Origin of the sequence: Bacillus cereus group sp. MYBK220-1 (genome assembly GCF_051916445.1) — a bacterium.
In the GTDB taxonomy this organism is placed as follows: Bacteria; Bacillota; Bacilli; order Bacillales; family Bacillaceae_G; genus Bacillus_A; species Bacillus_A cereus.
Genome location: NZ_JBQAGQ010000001.1, coordinates 456,943 through 478,330, shown reverse-complemented (window position 1 = coordinate 478,330; position 21,388 = coordinate 456,943). Strand labels below are relative to the sequence as shown.

The following is a 21,388-nucleotide window of genomic DNA, read 5'->3' as shown; positions in this document are numbered from 1 at the left end:
CTTTTTATATTGAATGAATATAGTTAAGCTCTTCATCACTCAACATAGGGCGAACAGATGCATTTGCATTTTCTTGTGCTTGTATTCCTGTTTTGGCACCAGGAATTACAACACTTACTGCCGGATGAGAGAGTACATAGCGAAGTGCAAGTTGCCCTAAGGTCTGATTTTTATTTGAGAGCAACCGAAGTTTCTCTACAGTTTGTAAGTCTTCTTGAAACCAAGTTTCATTTGGCCAATCTTTGCGTAAATCTCCATCCGGAAAAATTGTTTTATTTGTGAATTTTCCAGTTAATATGCCCATTTTTAATGGGCCACGAATAACAGCTCCTAAATTTTTCTCTTGTAAAAATGGTAATATATCTTTTTCTGGTTTTCGATTTAATATATTGTAATCAAGCTGTACGATATCAATTTCGTTGTTGTTATTGAAATGATGAATGTATTGTAAATCATGAGTCGAAACACCGACTGCCCTTACTTTTCCATCACGTTTTAATATGTCAAATGCACGTAGAAATGCTTCTGTTTCTCTACGATTATGCCACCAAATATGACAAAAATAAAGATCAATATAATCTGTTTGAAGACGTTGTAAACTTGTTTCAAATACGGCGATGATTTTTTCGGGAGTATCATATACAGGAACTCCATTAGGGTCGTAGTGGTGTCCGATTAAACCACCTTTCGTTGATAGGATAATATCATTACGATGTCCTTTAATCGCGGTAGCCACCAACTTTTCACTATGTCCTAAACCATACACATCCGCAGTATCAATAAAATTCACACCACACTCAATTGCTTTTTTTATAGCAGTTATAGATTGTTTATCGTTAACAGGTCCCCATTCATCACCACCGATTGCCCATGCGCCAAAACCTATTTCAGAAACAGTTATTCCAGTTTTACCTAATGTGCGGTAATGCATATTCCCCCTCCTTGTAAGCATGTTATAACATGGATATGTGGGGAAGGAATTTTTTGTGTGAAAAAACTCTTCTACAATAGTAGAAAAAGAATTACAGAAACTACTATTTTATAGCAGCATGTATAAAAAAAATCGGTGTAAATATGGAAATGTCGTCGAATGCTATCTTTAATTGGTTAATTTATGGGATATTTTTGTGAAGGAGTTTATTTTATAAGAATAGAATTTAATTTTAGTAAGAAAACGTGCCGATGGTAGTGAAAAATATGGGTTAGGGGGATTTGAATGAGGAAACTCGAGCGAGTAAATGTTCCTAATATACCAGAGCAATTATCACAACCTAGTGACAAGCGTAGGGTAAATAAAAAGAAGTTAAGGCGACTTATTTTAATGGTCCTTTTTATTGCGACAACTACTCTGTACGTTCAATATATTTTAACGAAACAACAAGAAGTAATTGATAAAAAGAAAGATACGATTACGGATCAAAAGAAGCAATTAGTATCTTTAAAGAAAGATAAAGATTCTTTAAAGACTAACATAGAAAATTTAACAGACGATGAGGAAGAAATTTTGAAGTTAGCGAGAAAAGAGTATCAATTTTCTAAGTCAAATGAAACTATATTTGTGATGCCAAAGTAATAAAAAACAGTTAGCCATTGAACTGCACCCCCAATTGTTAGACACCGTCTAACAATTGGGGGTGCAGTTTTTCATGTATGAATGTCATGGTACAAGGAACAATCACATATTGTAGAAATGAAGAGTTTAAGCTGTTTTCATAAATATGGAATATGCACTAAAATAAATGTTGTTAAAATTCTGTCAATTATATTATAATAAAAGGTAAGCGGATACATTTTTTAATCAACGTTGAGTTCCTCGCTCATATGACTATTAAGAAACCCGTTATCCTCGTATAAGAAAGGAAGATAGCTGTGTACGCTTCAAATACAATTTATATCGTAGGGGATGCGAAAGCACCTCAAAATAATCCCATTACTGAAAAGTTTAAAAGCTATTTCGTAGCATTTATACTTGTTAAGGATACAGGGGAAATTGTAGATGCAGACTGCTCAGCGACAATTGCATTAACATCTCAATTTGTTAAATATTTATTTCTACATAAAAATATAAATGACCCGGCGTTAGTAATGGAAGTAAAGAACCGATATTTCGGTTCTTCTCAAAAAGCGTTACTTGTAGCGCTAAAAGATGCACAGAAAAAATATAATCAGATTGCTGCTTTGTCTACTCAATCATAGACAAAATCCAGCCGTAAGAATCATTCTTATGGCTGGATTTTTTTATTTCACATTATCGTCCTACATCAAAAGCAAACGAAAATAAAGTAGAGAGATAGGAGAGTAAATGCCCAATGGGTTTACCTAATAATCCGTGGGTATAAATCTCCGGTGGATTAAAATTTCACTTCATTGGAGAACGAAAGGATGAACAAAATGAAAATTACAGATGTAAAAGTAAATCGTAGACGTGTAAAACTGCATACACCGTTTAAAACCGCGCTTCGTACTGTAACCGAAATTGAAAGTATAGATGTTTATATTCATACAGACGAAGGAGTGATTGGTAAGGGGGCTGCAGCCGCAACGCCAGTTATTACGGGGGATTTCACCAGCGGAATGGAAGAAGCGATTTTAGGGCCGATGCGTTCATGTTTAATTGGTCAAAATATCATTCAATTTCAGCAGTTACTACAGCGCATTCAAATGAGTTGTATTGGAAATTCAAGTGCAAAAGCAGCGGTAGATATCGCTTTATATGATGTATATTGCCAATATCAAAATGTGCCGTTATATGCATTGTTAGGCGGGAAGAAAGAAATTCATACCGATATTACAGTGAGTGTGGATGAGCCTGTATTAATGGCAAAAGAAGCGAAGAAACATATAGAAAAAGGATTTCAAACATTAAAGATTAAAGTGGGTAAAGAGGCGCATTTAGATTTGGAACGTATTGAGGCAATTCGAAATGTGGTACCAAGAAATACGACATTACGTTTAGATGCGAATCAAGGTTGGAGTCCAAAAGAAGCGGTCTCTATCATTCAAGAGATGGAAAATCGTAATTTAAATATAGAATTTATTGAACAACCAGTACACGCGAAAGATTGGGATGGGTTAAAGTACGTCAAAGATCGTGTGCAAACGCCAATTATGGCCGATGAAAGTATATTTTCAGCAAGTGACGCATTAAAGCTCGTTCAAGGAAGATATGCAGACTTCATTAATATTAAATTAATGAAATGTGGTGGCATACGTGAAGCATGGCGTATTGCTGATATCGCAGAAACAGCTGGTGTGAAGTGTATGGTGGGCAGCATGATGGAGTCTTCACTTTCCGTTAGTGCTGTTGCGCATTTAGCGGCAGCGCATCCTAATATTCATTATTTTGATCTTGATGCACCGCTTTGGTTAATGGAAGAGTCAGAAGGAATGACTTATTCTGGATCAAAGGTAAACCTTCAATCGACAGTGAATAGTAAATCTTAGGAGAAGAGACAAGTAAACTATCTTTTAAGGGGGATATATATGAAAAAAGTAGGAACTGCATTTTTAACAACTTTATTTATATTTTCATCGTTTACATCGGCAAATGCTGAAGAAAAGAAGGATAATAAAGCATTTATAGATGTATCTGCTGCAACGTTATGGACAGCACCTGATTCATTAAGACCAATCGATACACCGAGTGCAACAAATCCAGTGGATCTATGGAAATGGACGAAATCAATGACACTTGACGAGAAACTATGGTTAACAAATGCAAATAAATTAGAAACACAAGCTTTACTCGGTCAAGAAGTAACTGTTATTGATAAGAAAGGCGAATGGGTGAAGGTATTAGTGCATGGACAGCCAACACCACGAAATGAAGAAGGTTATCCGGGCTGGATGCCTGAAAAACAATTAACATATAATCAAGAATTTGCAGATAAAACAAATGAACCTTTTGTCTTAATAACCAAACCAACAGCGATTTTATATATAAATCCTTCTGAAAAACATAAATCACTTGAAGTCAGTTATAATACAAGACTGCCGCTATTAAGTGAAGACACAATTTCATACCGTGTATTGTTGCCAAATGGTCAGAAAGCATGGCTACGAAAAAATGATGGAACAGTTTACCGATCTCAAACTGATATTCCAACTCCGGCGGCCGATGATTTAATTAACACAGGGAAAATGTTTTTAGGCTTACCGTATATATGGGCTGGTACAAGTGGTTTTGGATTTGATTGCTCTGGCTTCACACATACGATCTATAAATCGCACGGCATTACAATTCCGCGAGATTCTGGACCGCAATCAAGAGCAGGGGTTGCAGTTGATAAAGAAAATCTACAAAAAGGAGATTTAATTTTCTTTGCACATGATCAAGGGAAAGGTAGTGTCCATCACGTTGCAATGTATATTGGTGATGGCAATATGATTCACTCACCAAGAGCTGAAAGGTCGGTAGAGATTATACCGCTAAATACACCAGGATATATAGAAGAATACGCTGGTGCTCGTCGTTACTTACCTTAAAAATAGAAGGGGGTTTTTAAATGAAAAAAGTTGTTCGTTACTCATTAGTTAGTACTCTATTAGTTTCTTCATTTTTAGTTGGTTGCGCAAAAGAAAAAACTGCAACAAAGCCGAAAGATGAGAAGAAAGTATTACAGTTACTAGAAACAGGTGAAATTCCGTCGTTAAATTCAGGGAAAGTAACAGATGCAGTCTCGTTTAACGTTTTGAATAACGTAATGGAAGGACTATTTCGTCTATCGAAAAATGATGAAGTAATTGAAGCCGGCGCACAAAAATATGAAGTGAGTAAAGATGGAAAAACATATACATTCCAATTACGTGATGCGAAATGGTCTAACGGAGAGCCAGTAACCGCTCATGATTACGTATACGCTTGGAAGAAATTGGTAAATCCAGATACTGCTTCTCAATATGCATACATTGCGTACGATGTAAAAAATGCTGAGAAAATAAATAAAAAACAACTAGGTCTAGATGAATTAGGAGTAAAAGCGAAGGATGATAAAACATTCGTCGTAGAGCTAGAACATCCTGTACCGTATTTTACGAAATTATTAATTTTACCATCCTTCTATCCAATTAACGAAAAATATGCGAAAGAGCAAGGTGATAAATATGGATTAGAAGCAAATAAAGCGGTATATAATGGACCGTTTACATTATCAGAGTGGAAGCATGAAGCTAGCTTTACAATGAAGAAAAACGATAAGTATTGGGATAAAAAAGAAGTGAAGTTAGATGAAGTAAACTATCAAATTGTAAAAGAAATTTCAACTGCGGTAAATTTATATGAAACAGATAAAGTTGATAGAGCTGTTATTTCTACAGAATTCGTAGATAAATATAAAAATAATAAAGAGTTAAAACAATATACAGATCCAGTTATGTACTTCTTCCGATTTAATGAAAATGTACCGATTCTTAAAAATAAAAATGCACGTCTTGCGCTAAGTACAGTTTTTGATAAGAAGGGACTCGCAGATTCATTTTTAAATGATGGATCGGTTGCAGCAAACTATTACGTACCAAAAGGATTTTTAAAGGGCCCAGATAAGAAAGATTTTAGAAGTACGGCTGGTGAGTTTAATAAGACAAATGTAAAACAGGCGAAGGAATATTGGGAGAAAGCAAAACAAGAGACAGGTACAAATGAAGTGACGTTAGAACTATTAAATTATGACTTGGAAAACTTTAAAAAAGTTGGAGAGTACATTAAAGAGCAGCTTGAGAAAAACTTACCAGGATTAAAAGTGAATGTGAAATTACAACCACATACGCAAAAATTAGCACTTGAGAAGAAGAAAGAATATGAAATGTCGTTATCACGCTGGTTACCAGATTATCCAGATCCAATGACTTACTTAGAAGTATTCCTTTCTGGAAGTAGCGTCAATAATACAGAATATGCAAACCCAGAATATGATGCGTTAATTAAGAAGATTAAAACAGAATTAGGTAATGATGAAAAGGCTCGCTGGAAAGCAATGCAAGATGCTGAAAAAATGCTACTGGATGATGCGGTAATTGCTCCAGTATTCCAGCGCGGATTATCTTACTTACAAAAACCCTATGTGAAAGATTTATATGTACATCAATTTGGTCCAGCTACAAGTTTAAAATGGGCAGATGTACAAAAATAAAGTGATGGAGAAACAGACTTCATGTATGTGATAGTCTGTTTTTCTCATTTAAAGTTAGAAAAATAGTTCATGGTATAATTTATTAGTCTGTAAACAGTATTTGGAGGGGAAATGATGTCTATGTTTGAAGAAGAGAAAGTAATTTATACAAAAAGATTATTTATGAGGAAACCAATTGTAGAAGATATTAATCAGTTTTATAACATATTAAAAAAAGATACTGTTGGCAAATGGTTGGCTAAATCAAGAGGAATGTCGAAGGAAGAAACAAATGATTATATTGGGCAACTTATCTTACATTGGGAACAGTATGACTTCGGGGTATGGTTGTTATTTAATAGTAAAACAGGAAAGCTTTTAGGACATTGTGGTTTAAGAACGGTAGAGGAAACAGGTGAAATAGAAATTATGTATCTCCTTGACCCAGAACATTGGAGAAATGGGTATGCATTAGAAGCAGCAGAGGCTTCCATTAAATATGCAATAGAGACTTTGAATGTAACAAGAATAATTGCTAGAGTTAAAGTAGCAAATGAGAGCTCGAAAAAACTTTTACGAAAGCTCGGGTTTATATATACTCATGAAGTTAATCATAGCGGGCGTTTATTATCATATTTTGAACTTCATACATCATCCGAAGAATTCTAGACATTTCATATGTTTTTTTATTGTTAAAAAATAAAATTATTACTAAAATTCCAGTGTGAAATTTATGTAGAATCTTGTATAATTAACGTGTTTCTATGGAAACATTTTCTTGTGCTATTTATATAGGACTTAATAGACCAAGTAAGGAAATACATACATGTATATAATAGATAAATAGAATGGAACATGTATAGAGAAAAAGGAGAGAAAAGATGACGTGTCAAAAACAAGGGTTACAATTTAATAACGATAGAAAGAGGGACAGAAGATGAAAATGAAGCATGCTTTTGGTCCTATAATTTTAGCGTGTGTGCTTTTTTTCATTATCATTCTAATTCCATCGAAAAGTTTAGTATCGCTTATTAGTGATAAGAAGGTAGAAGATGCGGCAACTTCTTTACAAAAAGAGAAATTACAAAGTGTTTTCTTACAGCAAAAAATGTTAGAGAATTCACAGTATTTACCGATGTACGGTTCATCAGAATTTTTACGAATGGATGCATATCATCCGTCTAATTATTTCAAAGTAAACCCAGCTGGTTTTACACCGTTTTTAATTGGAACTGGTGGTACACAAAGTTTAGCTCATATTTTAAATATGACATCTACTATGGATGAATTAGAAGGTAAAAAAGTAGTCTTTGTTCTTTCACCACAATGGTTTACAAAGACTGGTGTATCACAAGGGGATTTCACTAATAATTTCTCCAAACAACAAGCATATCATTTTATTTTTAATGATGAGATAAATCCAGAAATGAAGAAGCAAATCGCGAAACGGCTATTAGATTATAAAGTTGTTCAAGAAGATGATATATTAAAAAATTCATTAGAAGGTATTGTATATAATGATTCGAAACATAACATAAAAGCAGGGTTAGTTAAACCACTTGCTTATATGCATCGAAATATTTTAGATCATAGAGATTTATTTAACTCTTTATTTAAAATCGAACCGATGAAAGAGAAAAAAAATATCGGACTTCGTTCAATTTCTTGGGAAGACGCACGTAAACACGCAGAACAAGAAGGGAAAGCTGAATCTACTACAAATACATTCGGAATTGAAAATCCGTATTATCATAAGAATAATCTGAAGAAAAAACTAAAAGGTTTAAAAAACTTTAGAGCAAATGAAACATATGATGAATCACCAGAATACGGTGATTTACAAATTATTTTAGAGTTATTTAAAGAGAAAAATGTCAAACCACTCTTTATTTCTGTACCTGTAAATGGGCCTTGGTATGATTATACTGGCTTCCCGAAAGAACGCCGTGAAGTGTATTATAAAAAAGTTCGAGAACAGGTTGAGAAAGCAGGATATCCAGTAATTGATTTCTCTGGTCATGAATATGATAAGTATTTCTTAAAAGATACGATTCATTTGGGCTGGAAAGGTTGGATTTATTTTGATGAAGCAGTGCAGGAATTTTATTCTGAGAAATAAAGTATAGAAATCGGAATGGCTATGAGCCGTTCCGATTTTTTTAGTATAGAGGATTTTGGTGAGGACAATTTGGGAATGCATGTATATCTTGAATCTGTCTATAATCATAATGTTTCATTGCAAACTGAGCTTGATAAAGGTATTCATACACATATAATTGACCATCATGCGCTGAACATAATACACCAGAAGTTCCTTGCCCATTTATGAAGGAAATGCCGATAGGGCGTCCGATTAAGTACGGTATTTTTTGCTGCCAATGCATAGGGGAATCACTCCTTTTTGAGATAATATACGAAAGAAATGATTAAATGGTTGCTTATCCATGTAAATGTAGATGGAAAGGTGTTATATAATTCCTGAAGATTAATTCATATATAAATAAAAAACCGCTATAATTCCGAATGAATTTATAGCGGTTTTTATTATATTCTTAAGCGAGATTTTTACGCTTTTTTGTCCATTTTTTTATAACGAAGTATAAAAGTATAAGTACGACGCCACCAATTGCGAATGATTTCACATACGGACCAGCAATATCATTTATATTCTCCCAATTTTCACCTAGTTTTTCACCTAAATAAATGAAAATAATAGACCAAGGGATAATCGCAAGTGCTGTTAATGTAGTGAAACGTAGTAATGGCATTTTTGTAATACCAGCAGGAATTGAAATCGCATGACGCACTACTGGAATGAAGCGTGCTGTAAAAATGACGCCAGTTCCGTAACGATTAAACCAATCTTCTGCAGCATCTATTTGTTTTTTATGTATGAAAATATATTTTCCGTAACGTTCTAATATAGGGCGTCCGCCGTATCGTCCAAGCCAATAAATAAAGATTTGAGCAATAACACCGCCAATTGTACCGAATACAACAGCGCCTATAAATGAGATACTTCCATTGAATACTAAGTATCCTGCATAAGCAAGGACAATTTCACTTGGGATAATTTCAATCATAAGTCCAAGCATAATGCCCCAATAACCTAATCCTTCAAAAAACGTTAATACTGAATGAATAAAACTACTTAACATTGTTGCACCTTCTAGTTTATGAATTTTTGAGTATAAGAACCTTTTATTTAATGACGTAAAAGGTTCACTATATGTAGATTATACCTTATTTACATAGGGGATTGCTATTTCAATTCTTTTATGTCTCTCATAATTATTATAGTAAAAGATATAAGCCGCGTTTTCATGAAGGGTTAATGAAAAGATTATTAAAAATTTCTCATATATCAATGATAATAGACTGAAAATTAAGTATAATGGTATAGGTCTTTCATTTACAAAAATAGGAGGAGAACGTATGTATATTACAGATCCGATTTATGGACCAATCTCTATTCGTGATAGAGATATCCTTCGATTGATAGATACAAAAGCATTTCAAAGGTTGGTGAATATTAAACAACAAGGACATACTTATTTTTTACATGAGAACGCAATACATACGAGGGAAGAACATTCGATAGGTGTATATGTGCTAGTAAATAAAGTGATAGAACATCTTACTGAGATTGGTGACATACATTTATCGAAATATGAACGAAAGCTAGTATCTACTGTAGCCCTTCTACACGATGTTGGACATGGGCCATATTCACATTGTTTTCAGCAAATATCGGGTGAAGATCATGGTGAGTGGACGGTACGAATCATTCAAGAGGACGAAGAAATACGTACGATTTTAAATCAAACACCTAGATTATTAGATGATGTAACGAAAGCTTTAACAGAAGATGGAGTTTTTCCAATTATAGATGAGCTCTTATTTAATTCATTAGGAATGGATCAATTAGATTTTTGGAATAGAGATTTATATTACTCATCGCTTGAATTAGAAGGTTTACAGATAGAAGAATTGATTGCTAACATGCGTTTAATTGACGATAAACTTGTTATTGAAGAATCAGGAATCCCCTTCATCGAACAATTAATGAAAATGAAAGAAGGGCTTTACAATAATGGATTTGGCCACCCGTTTGTGATAGGAAAAGACATATTGCTGCAAACAATTTTAAAAATGATAGAGGAGAAAAATCTTTCGTTCTATACTCCTGAACTTCAAAACTTCTTTCATAAAGGAGAGAAGTTAGAAGTAGAAGACTTTCTTCCTTTACAAGATGAAATGATTTTAAATGAAATAAAGTACTTTGCAAAATCAGAGGACGTACAATTAGCGACGTTAATTCACCTTTATTTTTCAGAAGCCAAAAGTTTATCTTTTGAAAAAGGACTAGAGGGTGATTTTAAAAAGGAAAATAGCACCTTAGCAGTAATAACTGAGAAAAAGGCGTACAGTTCATATGTAGGTGGTATTTACGTCTATAGTGAGGGGCAGTTAGAGGACATTTTAGAGAAATCAAATTTCATTCAAGAGATAGTAAAATTGCCTAAAAAAGAATATGCCTATTCAATTTGATTTGGTTCGAAAATAAAAAATGAATGAGATGGAAACGTAAATTTAGAGGAGGGAATAAAATACATGAAACATAAAATTGCTGTACTGGCAGATGTACATGGAAATGCAACTGCTTTAAAAGCAGTTATCGAAGATTCTATGAAAGAAGGTGTGACTGATTATTGGTTTTTAGGAGATTTAATTATGCCTGGTCCTGGATCGAATGATTTATTTGAAATATTAGAAATTATTAACGTTGATACTTATGTACAAGGAAACTGGGAAGATAGTTTTCTTGACGTTCTTAATAAAAATATTGATATTGATAACGCAACTGATATTTATGTTTCTAGATTAGTTCAGTATCAATGTGAAAACTTGGATGAAAACTATATTAAGCATGTTAAAAATTTACCATTACATATAACAAAACAGGTTAATGATTTATCAATCAGTATTAGTCATAATCTACAAAATAAAAATTACGGGGGAGATTTGTGGCCCACTAATAATCAGGAACAGTTTGATCGGTTATTTGATCGTGATTATGATATTGCGATTTACGCTCATACCCACCATCAATTATTGCGCTATAGTAGCAAGGATCAATTAATTATTAACCCAGGAACAGTTGGACAACCTTTTTACAAGTGGAATAAGCTAAACTCTGACTTACGTGCTCAGTATGCAATTCTTGAAATTGATGAGGCAGGGATTACTGATGTGAGGTTTAAAAAGGTTTTTTACGATGTAGAAAAGGAATATAAAAATGCCATAAATAAAAATCTTCCTTATATTGATTTATATCGTGAGCTGTTAGAGACAGGAAAAACTCATACGCATGATATTGAATTATTACAAGAAATTAATGACAAATATAATTATAAAGATGAAGTAATTAAGTTTATCGAGAAAATCTGATGGGAGTTTAATAAAAAGAAATGAACATTGTTGAATGTTAGGTTAGTCATGATTTTTACATAATCAAGAGCTATTGTAGAATGAAACTTAGATGTAAAATGATTTTTGTATTTTATATTGATTGAAAACAAGCATCCCCCTGTACTACGTATATGACGGGGGGATGCTTGTTTTTTACGGCTTCACATCTAAGTTCTGTAAAAATAAAGTTGCTGTTACGTAACGCTTTGCTAACATTTGTACATATGCGGTATGTACAGAAAGGGTCGCAATAATAATAGCGTTACGAATTGCTTCGCGTTGTTCGTTATTAATTTGATCGAACTTGCTTGCGATTTTATCAGCTTTTTCTTTTACGATGTTTTCAATTGTATGAACGGTATCTGTTGCATTTAATTGTAAGCAATTCCCTTGATTGAGTTCTTCAAATAGAGAAGAGTATGCTACATATAAATGAACAGGATTGATTAAATCATCACTTCGATCGGCTGGGTCATTTACAATAAGGCGTAATAGCTTACGAATGGATTCAAAATCAAGTGCTGTTTTTAAATCTTCGACAATAAATAGTAAGGCTGCTTGTTCAATTGAATATTTTTTCCCTTTTTGAGGAGAGCCAATCATTTCTTTTATATCTCGTTTCACCCAGTTTTGCATAGCAGTTACAGAGAAACTTGTGTTTTCAATCTGATTGCCAAGCGCAACTATTTCATTTAAAGAAAAACCGACATCAGTATCGTCAATTTTAATCAGCTTTTCAAAAATAGGTGAAAGTGCGGTAGTAATAAAAGCTGTAACGCTTTGTCCGCTTTCAATATCTTTTTTATGTGACTTTGCCCAAGCTTCTTGTAAAATACCGAGAGGCTTTTTCGTATTCCATCCTCTTAGTGATAGAAGAAGGGTAGCCATTTCGTTTCGTGTGAGATGAAATGTTTCCATCTTTTCACCTCCAAAATAATAAAAAGTTCTTATGAACTTATAATATGTTTTGTTTCATTTAAAGTCAATTCTGTTTTGCTTAATTTTTCCTTTGTGACCAAACTGTTGAAAGTAAATAATACTTGCATATTTCGACAAAAGTTCATATAATAAGTTCATAAGAACCTTTAAAATGTTCTTAAAAACAAATCTATCATTCTGAATTTACTAGAAAGATAGATTTCACATATATCTATATAAAAGGAGAATGGATATAATATGTTGAAAAAACTTGTAGCAGTAATGACAGCATTCATGGTTATCTTTGGGGCTAGCAGCTTTATGTTCGTAGATCATGCAGCAGCGAAAAGTTACAAATCTGGTAAAAAATCATTTACACCAAGTTCAGGTCAAAAGTCAAAAGTGGATTTAAACAAAAAAGACTCAAATGTAAATTCTCAAAAAACGACTCCAGATTCAAAAACGAAAGCAACAAACACGGCACCAAAAAGTAATAAAGGAAGCTTTATGAAAGGTTTATTACTAGGTGGTCTTGGTGGTTTACTAATGGGTAGCTTATTTGCAAATATGGGAGCTCTTGGTTCTGTATTAGCGTTTATGGTAAATATGTTAGTAATGGCTGGTATCGTAATGTTAGCAGTTCGTGCATTTAAATACTTCAAAGACCAACGTAAGAAGAAAGCAGATGAAGTAGCATGGAAACAATAAAAATTTCTGAACAAGAGCTTATAAATGCGCTTTGCGTATATATAGCTGAAAAAAGACAAGTGGGTCCAGAAGAAGTATTAGTTGAACTCATGTATGATGACGACTACGGTTTCTCTGCGGAAGTAGAGGTAAATGGTCGCCAGCAAATTTTAATTCAAGCAAACTTAATCGAAGCTTTACGCTTATTGCTTGACAGAGAATATAATGTCAATCCATTCGCAGCGAGATTACAACTTGAATTAGATGATGAAGAAGGCATTTACGCATTAGCGAAATTTAATAACTCAGATGACTAGAAAAAAGAGCTGTTGAGAATAATCTCAGCAGCTCTTTTTAGTATGTGCATATGTAGAAGAATAATCACGCCAAATTTCATTCATTTTTCGTCTACCGATATCTAGCATAGGATTAAACTGAATTGTAGCTTTCTGACGAACAAAGTGAACGTTTTGAATGGCGTGAGATAATGGTTGGTCGACTATATCAGGTTTTTTACTTGCATATTTAGCAATAGATAGACCTGCAACTGTTCCTTGCGCCATCGCAATTTTTCCGCTTTCAATGCCTGTAATATTGCCAGCTACAAATAAACCGGGAAGAGGGGTTTCCATTGCTTCAGAATGGAGAGGAACGTGTCCACCTAATTCTGAAATGTAATGGAAGGGACAACCAGCTACAGCTGCAAGTTCGGCAAGTGGGTATAATCCCCCGGCAATACATACAAAATCTGCTTCATATATTTTCTCTGTTCCATTAATAACATTTCCTTTAGAGTCAATATTAGCAATACGTACACCTTCAACTTGATCTGTTCCGATAATTTCAAGAGCTGCTTTCCGAAGGTGAAGTGGCGTTCCGTTTATTTTCATTCCGCTGTTTGGATAGAATGTTAATCCAGCTTTTCGAATCCAATCATATTTCATAAAGTGGCTACCTATTCGTAAAATAGCAGAAGGAGCGAGATGTGCTGCATTTAAAAGAGAGTTTAAAACTTCTTCAGGTTCACCAGCTTTTTGACTTAACTCGCTTTTTTCAGGGAGTACAATATGATCTACTTTAATTCCCGCTAATTGCAATTCACTTAAAATGGCGAAAGATAAAATGTTAGCACCAATAATAATTCCTTTTTTTCCAACTTGCACGCGATGAACATTTGTCATAACTTGAGCTGCTCCAATTGACATCACTCCTGGAAGTGTCCAGCCAGGAAGGGGAATAGAATATTCCGCAGCTCCAGTAGCAAGTAGTACGAAAGGTGCTTCTAACGTACCGATATTAGTATGTACAAACCAATTGTTTTCATCTCTATCTAAATTATAGACCGAAACACCGCACCTGATATGTACTGAAAGTGATTCTGCTTCTTCATGAAGTCGCTTCGATTCTTCTATTCCGTTCCACCATTCTCCAGTAGGCTCTTGATGCAACTGTCCTAACAATCTCCCGCCCGGCTTCATAAATTCATCAATAACGAGCACTTTTAGTCCGAAACGAGCACAAGAGATAGAAGCAGATAATCCCGCTGGCCCTGCACCTATAATAATTACATCACTCATCGCTTTTTCACCATCTCTCTCACGATATTCGGATGCTGTTTCCCGCTTTCAACAACCATGTTTTCTTCTACAACAGTTAAGCATGCGCGTACATTTGTTTGATTATTTACTGTCACGCGGCATTCGGAACAGTGCCCGATATTACAATAAATACCTCGCGGTGTTCCGCTATCTTCATGAACTCTTAATGTCCTTATTTCATTTGCTAACAGGGCAGCAGCTATCGTTTCATGTTCATATGCTTCGTATTGATGACCGTTAAATTGAAAGGTAATACGCTCACTACTTTGTAAAGTACCTAAAATAGGGTGATGTGTAATTCTACTCATTTACTTTCACCTACTGATCCAAAAGTAACTGCACGTATTGGTGGTTGATATTTTAACGGTAGTTCATTAAGAGTTACGTCAGGATTCACATTTTCAATCATTCGATCTATCATTATTCTGCATGTGCGACCACCGCAAAATCCCATGCCAGCACGTGTTCTTAATTTTAATTCTCTTGCCGAGCAGTTATATTCAGCAATTGTCGATTGAAGTTGCCCATATGTAACCTCTTCACAACGACAAACGATTAAGTTGTTTTTATTTGTCATGTGTATTCCTCCTCTAGTTCGATTTCCACAAATTATACATGCAAAAATCATGCCAATATAGAGGAGGGAGAGAGAGCTACCTGTAAACGCCTGATCGGTGCATACTGATTCTTTATTGAAGTCCAAGTTTCTTTAAACGGTTATATAAAGTAGCCCTTGTTACACCAAGATGTTTTGCGCATTCTAATTTATTCCCATTTAAAATTCGTAAAGCCCTTTCAATAACTTTTTTCTCATGCTCATCCATCTCTTCTTGTAAAGAAAGGATTGTATTATTGTTGCTGAGTAATAGGGAATGAGCTGTATGGTTTTCTAAAGTTTCAGTCGTATGAAATGGTAAATATTCTTGTTTTATAATTCCGTCTGTTGCGAATACCACAAGCCGTTCAACAACGTTTCGAAGTTCGCGAATATTACCTGGCCAATTGTAATGAAGCAGTTCATGCATAATGCTTGAAGGTAGGTCACGAATTGGTCTGTTGTAGTTGATTGAAAAATCGTTTAAGAAAGAATAGGTTAATTCAATAATATCCTCGCGTCTTTCGCGCAGCGGTGGAATCTGCAAACTAACTACATTTAAGCGGTAATATAAATCTTCTCGGAAAGTTCCTTTTCTCATTTCTTCTTGTAAATCACGATTTGTAGCAGCGATAATACGGAAATCAATATTAATTTCTTTTTCACCACCAACTCGGTAATACTTTCGCTCTTGCAGTACACGTAACAGTTTTACTTGCATATCAAGTGGCATTTCACCTATTTCATCAAGAAATAAAGTACCGCCTTGCGCGAGTTCAATTTTACCTTTTTTTCCTTTACTATTTGCTCCAGAAAACGCCCCACGCTCGTAACCGAATAATTCACTTTCAAATAACGCTTCTGGAATTGCCCCGCAGTTAATCGAAATGAAAGGCGCCTTCGCTGCCTCACTTGCTTCATGAATTGCTTTCGCAAATACTTCTTTTCCAACTCCGCTTTCCCCAAGTATTAAAACAGTTGATTTTACCGAACAAACTTTTCTAGCTAATTGTATCGTTCTTTGTATAACAGGACTTTTCCCATTCATCGCAAGGAATGGATCGGATTCATCTTTATACTTTGCCACTTCTTGTTCTAAACGGTGCATTTCATGTGACATATTAAATAGTTTTTCATTTAAAGCGACTTGATTTGTAACATCTGTTTCTGAAACGACTGCTCCTATAATTTCATCATTACAATAAACTGGATTTGAATTAATTAATACGAATAAATCGGGACGAGGCTGATGGAACTGAGCGACTATGCTTTTTCCATCATGTAAAGATTGTAAAATTTCCAAGTCTTTATAATCAAAAAAACGAGTAATCGGTTGCCCAATAATCTCATTATGGTTGACTGAAAATATTTTTTCAGCGCCATCTGTCCAAGTTCGAACGTATTCTTTACTATCAATGACTGTAACAGAAGAGTCAGTTGTTTGTATTACAGTGTCATAAAATGACTGTAGTTCATTGTAGGACTTATAAAGAAATGGAATCATTTGCTGAGAAGTTATACAGCATAGCGGCTCATCGTTTTCGTTAAGGATGATAACAGCTAATTCATAAGAAAAAGCGTCAATTAATGCAGTGAATGAGTCATCTACATAAATAATTGCGCAATTATATTCTTCTGTAGTAGAAGGGAGATAATAAAACCTTTCGTTTATTTTCTTAATGCGATCAAGGCTACATGTATGATTGATTAAAGCGCTTTCCAAAAATTTTTGTATAGTCGGAAATGAAAATTCCATAATGTCCTCCTGTTATGTATAAAAATTTTGACAGTGATAAAAAAATAATACACCTATTTACTATAAATTTAAAATATTTTTACAAATAAAAATATTATTTATAAAAATTGTATATGTACAGAATTGGCACGTCAATTGCATAAAAAGAAAGTGAGAGGGCTAGGAAAGGAGGAGTATATTGTGAGGCACTGCGACGTTTTAATTATAGGTGGTGGAATAATAGGGTGTTCTATCGCTTATTACACTTCAAAATACGGAAGAGACGTAACAATCATTGAAAAAGGGGAATTTGTCAGCGGGACGTCTTCACGGTGTGATGGGAATATTTTGGCCATTGATAAAGACCCAGGATTTGATAGTCAAATGTCTTTAGTAAGTCAAAAATTAGTAACTGATTTAAGTGAAGAATTAGAGCATTCATTTGAATATAGGGCACCAGGAAGTATTCTCGTATGTGAGTCAGACGAAGAGATGGAAGCTGCGCAGCAATGGGTAAATCGGCAAAAAGAAGCTGGATTACCGTTTCGAATGCTTGATAGGCAAGATATAAGGGAAGAGTCGCCTTTTTTTGCTGAGGATTTATTAGGCGGTTTAGAATGTGCGACGGATTCAACTGTGAATCCATATCTCCTTGCTTTCTCGCTTCTGTCAGAGGCACAAAAGTTTGGCGCAAAAGCTTTTAAGCAGACGGAAGTAAAGAGTATGGAAATAGAGACGGATGGTTCATTTGTTGTAGAAACTACGAATGGAACTTTTACAGCACAACAAGTTGTAAATGCAGCCGGTGTGTGGGCTCCTAAGATTGGTCAGATGTTAAATATAAATATACCAATTGAACCGAGAAAAGGGCATATTATTGTAGCTTCAAGGCAACAACACGTAGGATGCCGTAAAGTAATGGAATTCGGTTATTTAATTTCTAAATTTGGCGGAAAACGAAAAGTAGATGCTTTAACTGAAAAATACGGGGTTGCGCTCGTATTTGAGCCTACTGAAAGTCAAAATTTCTTAATTGGTAGTAGTCGTGAATTTGTAGGATTTCATACGAGGATAAATAATGAAGTCATTAAATGTATCGCAAATAGAGCAATTCGCTTTTATCCGAAAATGGCAGATATGATGGTAATTCGTTCTTACGCTGGTTTACGTCCGTGGACAGAAGATCATTTACCGATTATTTCACGAGTGGAACATATTCCGAATTATTTCATTGCCGCTGGACATGAAGGTGATGGGATTAGTCTTGCAGCAGTTACTGGAAAAGTAATTGAAGAGTTATTAAATGAAAAAGAGACAATTATTCCTATTGAACCACTTCGTTTGAGTCGTTTTACAGAAAGGGTGTTAAACAGATGAGGTCACAAAGAGTCTTTACGACGATTGATACACACACAGGTGGGAATCCAACGAGGACATTAATTAGTGGACTTCCAAAGTTGATTGGAGAGACGATGGCAGAGAAGATGTTACATATGAAAAAGGAGTATGATTGGATTCGAAAATTGTTAATGAATGAACCGCGTGGTCATGATGTAATGTCAGGAGCATTATTAACAGACCCGTGTCATCCTGAGGCTGATATAGGTGTTATATACATAGAGACAGGTGGATATTTACCGATGTGTGGTCACGATACAATCGGTGTATGTACAGCGTTAGTTGAATCAGGTTTAATTCCGGTAGTTGAACCGATTACTTCTTTAAAACTAGATACACCGGCTGGCTTAGTTGAAGTAGATATTGCTGTTCAAGATGGAAAAGCAAAAGAAGTATCTTTCTGTAACATACCAGCTTTTTTATTGAAAAATATTACTGTACAAGTGAAAGACATTGGGACTATAGAGGCTGATATTGCGTATGGAGGGAATTTTTATGCCATTATTGATGCGAAATCAGTAGATCTAGAATTAGTACCAGAAAATGCATCTACAATCATCGATAAGGCGATTCATATAAGAAACACAATTAATGAGAAGTTTGAAATCACTCATCCAGAGTATTCGTTTATAAGAGGATTAACACATGTTGAATTTTATACAGATCCTACTCATGAATGTGCGCATGTGAAAAATACAGTTGTTGTACCACCAGGCGGAATAGATCGATCTCCATGCGGTACAGGAACATCTGCGAAGCTAGCTGTATTATACGCTCAGAAAGAAATCGAAATTGGTGAAGAGTTCATTCATGAGAGTATCGTTGGTTCTTTATTTAAAGGATATGTCATGAATACGACACATGTTGAAAATATTGAAGCTGTCATAACGAAAATTACGGGATCAGCTTGGCTTATGGGTATGCATAGATTTTTTTACAATGAAATGGATCCACTTAAAGAAGGATTTTTGCTAATTCCGCCGATGGAACATGAAACGGAGGATATAAAATGAACATTCAAAAAATGTATACAGCAGTAGACGTACATGTAAATGGCGAGGCATTTCGTGTAATGAAAGACGTACCGTGCAAATACTACTACAGTTTGGAGCAATTAAATGAACAATTTTCAGGTGAATTAGCAGAAGAGATGAAGCTTTTATTAAATGAACCACGTGGTTTTATCGGTTTGAATGGGTGTATTGTCGTTCCATCTATCCATAATGAAGTGGATGCAGCTGTATTATTTTTTAATCATGAAGGTTCGATTCCGCTTCATTATGGGGGCATTGTTGCGGTAATAACGATGTTACTCGAAAGTGGGTATTTAAAAAAGAGAGAGTCCAATCAATACAAAATTGAAACGTTATCTGGAATATTTTTAGTTCATGCGTATGTAGAGAATGATGAAGTTATATCTGTTTCGTTTGAAAGCAAACTTTGCTATTTGATTGAGGAAAATTTACAGGTTGGTAATGTAAGTTATTCTCTCATACAAGCAGATAAAGTATATGCAGTTGTAGAAAAAGGTGCGTATTCGCCAGAAATTCGTGTTGAAAACATTTCTGAATTGAAAAGATGGGGAGAAGCTACACTGCAGGCTATACAAAAACAGTCGCTAATAAAAAGGCTTATTTTAGTAGATCCTTCGCAAAAAGAAAAGAACCATATAAAGTCGATTACATTTCATGAAGATAACTTTATCGTACGTTCGCCAGGTTTTGTTTCTACTATCGTTTCCTATGTTCATGCATTATTTAAAAATGATTATATGGCGGATAAACCTTTTAAAAATGAAAGTATATTTAATAGTTTTATAACTGTGGAAAAAGTGAAGAAGGAGGAACTAGGATACATTTTCCGTTTTGAAAGTAGAGGATTTATTACAGGGATGCAGACGTTTCTATTAGACCCTACGGATCCGTTTCCGGCAGGATTCTTATTAAAATAAAATGTGATAGGGAGAGATAAATATGCAAAAAATTAAAGGGGCATTTCCAGTATTAATAACACCGATGGATGAATTTCAGGAAATTAATTGGGATGGGGTAAAACAAAATGTAAATTACTTTATCGAACAAAAGGTTGCAGGTATTATCATTAATGGAAGTACAGGAGAGTTTGTAAGTTTATCAAAAGAAGAGCGATTTAAAATGGTAGAAACTGTGTTGAAAGAAATTGATGGCCGTATTCCAGTCATTGTTGGAACTGCAGCAGAGACCACAAAAGAAACAATTGAATATACGAAACATGCAGAAGCGCACGGAGCGGATTGTGCATTAATTATAAACTCTTACTATTGTAAACCGAAGGAAGAGGAGATTTATTTTCATTTTAAAGAAATCTCAAACTCTGTAAATATACCAATTATGCTATACAATAACCCATTTACTTCTGGTGTCGATATGAGTACAGAGCTAATGCTCCGTATTGGAAAAGAGTGTGAAAATGTTACACATATTAAAGAATCTAGCGGAGATATTCGAAAAGCAAGAGATTTAGTAAGACAAAGTGAAGGGGCTTTCCAAGTCTTCTGTGGTTCTGAAGATTTAGTTATGGAATCATATTTAGTTGGTGCCTCGGGATGGGTTTCAGTAGCAGGAAATATCGTTCCCGGTCTCGTTACAAAAATGTATGAGCATTTTCAAAATGGTGAATTAGAAAAGGCGTGGGAAATAAACGATGCTATTTTACCACTTTGCGAGTTTCTTGAAGGATCAGGGAAATATGTTCAAATCGTTAAACGTTCTATGGAATTACATGGGCAAGCCGGAGGACCTTCTCGCTATCCAAGACTAGGGTTAACTGCTGACGAAGATCAAAAGCTTCAAATGATTTTATCAAATATTGCAGCTCATGCAGCTGTTTAAATAAGGAG

The 21,388-nt window shown here is 34.7% G+C and carries 23 protein-coding genes; 15 read left to right on the top strand and 8 right to left on the bottom strand.

Annotated features, from left to right (window positions below; all coding sequences use genetic code 11):
• Positions 1-4 precede the first annotated feature (4 nt).
• Positions 5-931 (bottom strand): aldo/keto reductase, encoded by a 927-nt coding sequence (locus tag ACTFRU_RS02455; protein WP_000559357.1) that lies wholly within the window; start codon positions 929-931, stop codon positions 5-7.
• Positions 932-1,216: 285 nt separating this feature from the next.
• Between ACTFRU_RS02455 and ACTFRU_RS02450 the strand changes: the two genes are divergently transcribed.
• The 7 genes from ACTFRU_RS02450 to dltD all read left to right on the top strand — a co-directional run bounded on the left by ACTFRU_RS02450 (position 1,217) and on the right by dltD (position 8,226).
• Positions 1,217-1,573, top strand: coding sequence for an FtsB family cell division protein (locus ACTFRU_RS02450; protein ID WP_059303743.1), 357 nt, complete (start codon positions 1,217-1,219; stop codon positions 1,571-1,573).
• Between the two features lie 296 nt (positions 1,574-1,869).
• A complete protein-coding gene (locus tag ACTFRU_RS02445) occupies positions 1,870-2,196 on the top strand; it encodes a DUF3870 domain-containing protein (protein ID WP_000271312.1) in 327 nt (108 codons plus the stop codon).
• A 186-nt stretch (positions 2,197-2,382) separates the two neighbouring features.
• A complete protein-coding gene (locus tag ACTFRU_RS02440) occupies positions 2,383-3,444 on the top strand; it encodes a dipeptide epimerase (RefSeq protein ID WP_142343402.1) in 1,062 nt (353 codons plus the stop codon).
• Positions 3,445-3,483: 39 nt separating this feature from the next.
• A complete protein-coding gene (locus ACTFRU_RS02435; RefSeq protein ID WP_006921880.1) occupies positions 3,484-4,485 on the top strand; it encodes a C40 family peptidase in 1,002 nt (333 codons plus the stop codon).
• A 20-nt stretch (positions 4,486-4,505) separates the two neighbouring features.
• The gene (locus ACTFRU_RS02430; protein WP_098376242.1) at positions 4,506-6,128 is read left to right on the top strand and encodes a peptide ABC transporter substrate-binding protein; all 1,623 of its coding nucleotides are present in this window, start codon (positions 4,506-4,508) and stop codon (positions 6,126-6,128) included.
• A gap of 114 nt (positions 6,129-6,242) precedes the next feature.
• On the top strand, positions 6,243-6,776 hold the full coding sequence (locus ACTFRU_RS02425) for a GNAT family N-acetyltransferase (RefSeq protein ID WP_000061618.1): 534 nt from the start codon (positions 6,243-6,245) through the stop codon (positions 6,774-6,776).
• A 268-nt stretch (positions 6,777-7,044) separates the two neighbouring features.
• Positions 7,045-8,226 carry a D-alanyl-lipoteichoic acid biosynthesis protein DltD gene (dltD, locus tag ACTFRU_RS02420; protein ID WP_440037441.1) on the top strand — a complete coding sequence of 394 codons (1,182 nt, stop codon included), beginning with the start codon at positions 7,045-7,047 and terminating at the stop codon, positions 8,224-8,226.
• A 40-nt stretch (positions 8,227-8,266) separates the two neighbouring features.
• On the opposite strand, the gene ACTFRU_RS02415 is transcribed toward dltD, so the two are convergent.
• Entirely contained in the window at positions 8,267-8,491 is a 225-nt protein-coding gene (locus tag ACTFRU_RS02415; RefSeq protein ID WP_000558689.1) for a hypothetical protein, read from the bottom strand.
• Between the two features lie 168 nt (positions 8,492-8,659).
• On the bottom strand, positions 8,660-9,265 hold the full coding sequence (locus ACTFRU_RS02410) for a DedA family protein (RefSeq protein ID WP_000952913.1): 606 nt from the start codon (positions 9,263-9,265) through the stop codon (positions 8,660-8,662).
• Positions 9,266-9,542: 277 nt separating this feature from the next.
• Between ACTFRU_RS02410 and ACTFRU_RS02405 the strand changes: the two genes are divergently transcribed.
• Both ACTFRU_RS02405 and ACTFRU_RS02400 read left to right on the top strand, forming a co-directional pair.
• Positions 9,543-10,658, top strand: a complete 1,116-nt coding sequence (locus ACTFRU_RS02405) for an HD domain-containing protein (RefSeq protein ID WP_290101022.1) — start codon at positions 9,543-9,545, stop codon at positions 10,656-10,658.
• 63 nt (positions 10,659-10,721) lie between these two features.
• Complete coding sequence (locus ACTFRU_RS02400; RefSeq protein WP_440037440.1) at positions 10,722-11,558, top strand: metallophosphoesterase family protein; 837 nt, start codon at positions 10,722-10,724, stop codon at positions 11,556-11,558.
• Positions 11,559-11,732: 174 nt separating this feature from the next.
• Here ACTFRU_RS02400 and ACTFRU_RS02395 read toward each other — a convergent pair whose 3' ends face one another.
• A complete protein-coding gene (locus ACTFRU_RS02395) occupies positions 11,733-12,497 on the bottom strand; it encodes a DUF1836 domain-containing protein (RefSeq protein ID WP_000447231.1) in 765 nt (254 codons plus the stop codon).
• Between the two features lie 258 nt (positions 12,498-12,755).
• Here ACTFRU_RS02395 and ACTFRU_RS02390 point away from each other — a divergent pair, with 258 nt between their 5' ends.
• Both ACTFRU_RS02390 and ACTFRU_RS02385 read left to right on the top strand, forming a co-directional pair.
• Complete coding sequence (locus ACTFRU_RS02390; RefSeq protein WP_000914478.1) at positions 12,756-13,205, top strand: hypothetical protein; 450 nt, start codon at positions 12,756-12,758, stop codon at positions 13,203-13,205.
• Positions 13,193-13,501, top strand: a complete 309-nt coding sequence (locus tag ACTFRU_RS02385) for a YxcD family protein (RefSeq protein WP_000447758.1) — start codon at positions 13,193-13,195, stop codon at positions 13,499-13,501. Before ACTFRU_RS02390 ends, ACTFRU_RS02385 begins: the two co-directional genes overlap by 13 nt.
• A gap of 24 nt (positions 13,502-13,525) precedes the next feature.
• Here ACTFRU_RS02385 and ACTFRU_RS02380 read toward each other — a convergent pair whose 3' ends face one another.
• The 4 genes from ACTFRU_RS02380 to ACTFRU_RS02365 all read right to left on the bottom strand — a co-directional run bounded on the left by ACTFRU_RS02380 (position 13,526) and on the right by ACTFRU_RS02365 (position 17,133).
• On the bottom strand, positions 13,526-14,761 hold the full coding sequence (locus ACTFRU_RS02380; protein WP_290101020.1) for an NAD(P)/FAD-dependent oxidoreductase: 1,236 nt from the start codon (positions 14,759-14,761) through the stop codon (positions 13,526-13,528).
• Positions 14,758-15,090 (bottom strand): (2Fe-2S)-binding protein, encoded by a 333-nt coding sequence (locus ACTFRU_RS02375; protein WP_000087063.1) that lies wholly within the window; start codon positions 15,088-15,090, stop codon positions 14,758-14,760. Before ACTFRU_RS02375 ends, ACTFRU_RS02380 begins: the two co-directional genes overlap by 4 nt.
• Positions 15,087-15,359, bottom strand: coding sequence for a (2Fe-2S)-binding protein (locus tag ACTFRU_RS02370; protein WP_000182620.1), 273 nt, complete (start codon positions 15,357-15,359; stop codon positions 15,087-15,089). The genes ACTFRU_RS02375 and ACTFRU_RS02370 overlap by 4 nt, the downstream gene beginning before the upstream one ends.
• Positions 15,360-15,471: 112 nt before the next feature.
• Positions 15,472-17,133, bottom strand: a complete 1,662-nt coding sequence (locus tag ACTFRU_RS02365) for a sigma-54 interaction domain-containing protein (RefSeq protein WP_290101019.1) — start codon at positions 17,131-17,133, stop codon at positions 15,472-15,474.
• Between the two features lie 180 nt (positions 17,134-17,313).
• Here ACTFRU_RS02365 and ACTFRU_RS02360 point away from each other — a divergent pair, with 180 nt between their 5' ends.
• From ACTFRU_RS02360 to dapA, 4 genes are read left to right on the top strand one after another with little or no spacing between them, the layout of a single operon-like run.
• Entirely contained in the window at positions 17,314-18,489 is a 1,176-nt protein-coding gene (locus ACTFRU_RS02360; protein WP_001215265.1) for an NAD(P)/FAD-dependent oxidoreductase, read from the top strand.
• Complete coding sequence (locus ACTFRU_RS02355; RefSeq protein ID WP_001257540.1) at positions 18,486-19,523, top strand: proline racemase family protein; 1,038 nt, start codon at positions 18,486-18,488, stop codon at positions 19,521-19,523. The genes ACTFRU_RS02360 and ACTFRU_RS02355 overlap by 4 nt, the downstream gene beginning before the upstream one ends.
• Entirely contained in the window at positions 19,520-20,461 is a 942-nt protein-coding gene (locus ACTFRU_RS02350; RefSeq protein WP_001025560.1) for a proline racemase family protein, read from the top strand. The genes ACTFRU_RS02355 and ACTFRU_RS02350 overlap by 4 nt, the downstream gene beginning before the upstream one ends.
• 22 nt (positions 20,462-20,483) lie before the next feature.
• The gene (dapA, locus tag ACTFRU_RS02345; protein WP_001169448.1) at positions 20,484-21,380 is read left to right on the top strand and encodes a 4-hydroxy-tetrahydrodipicolinate synthase; all 897 of its coding nucleotides are present in this window, start codon (positions 20,484-20,486) and stop codon (positions 21,378-21,380) included.
• Positions 21,381-21,388 lie beyond the last annotated feature (8 nt).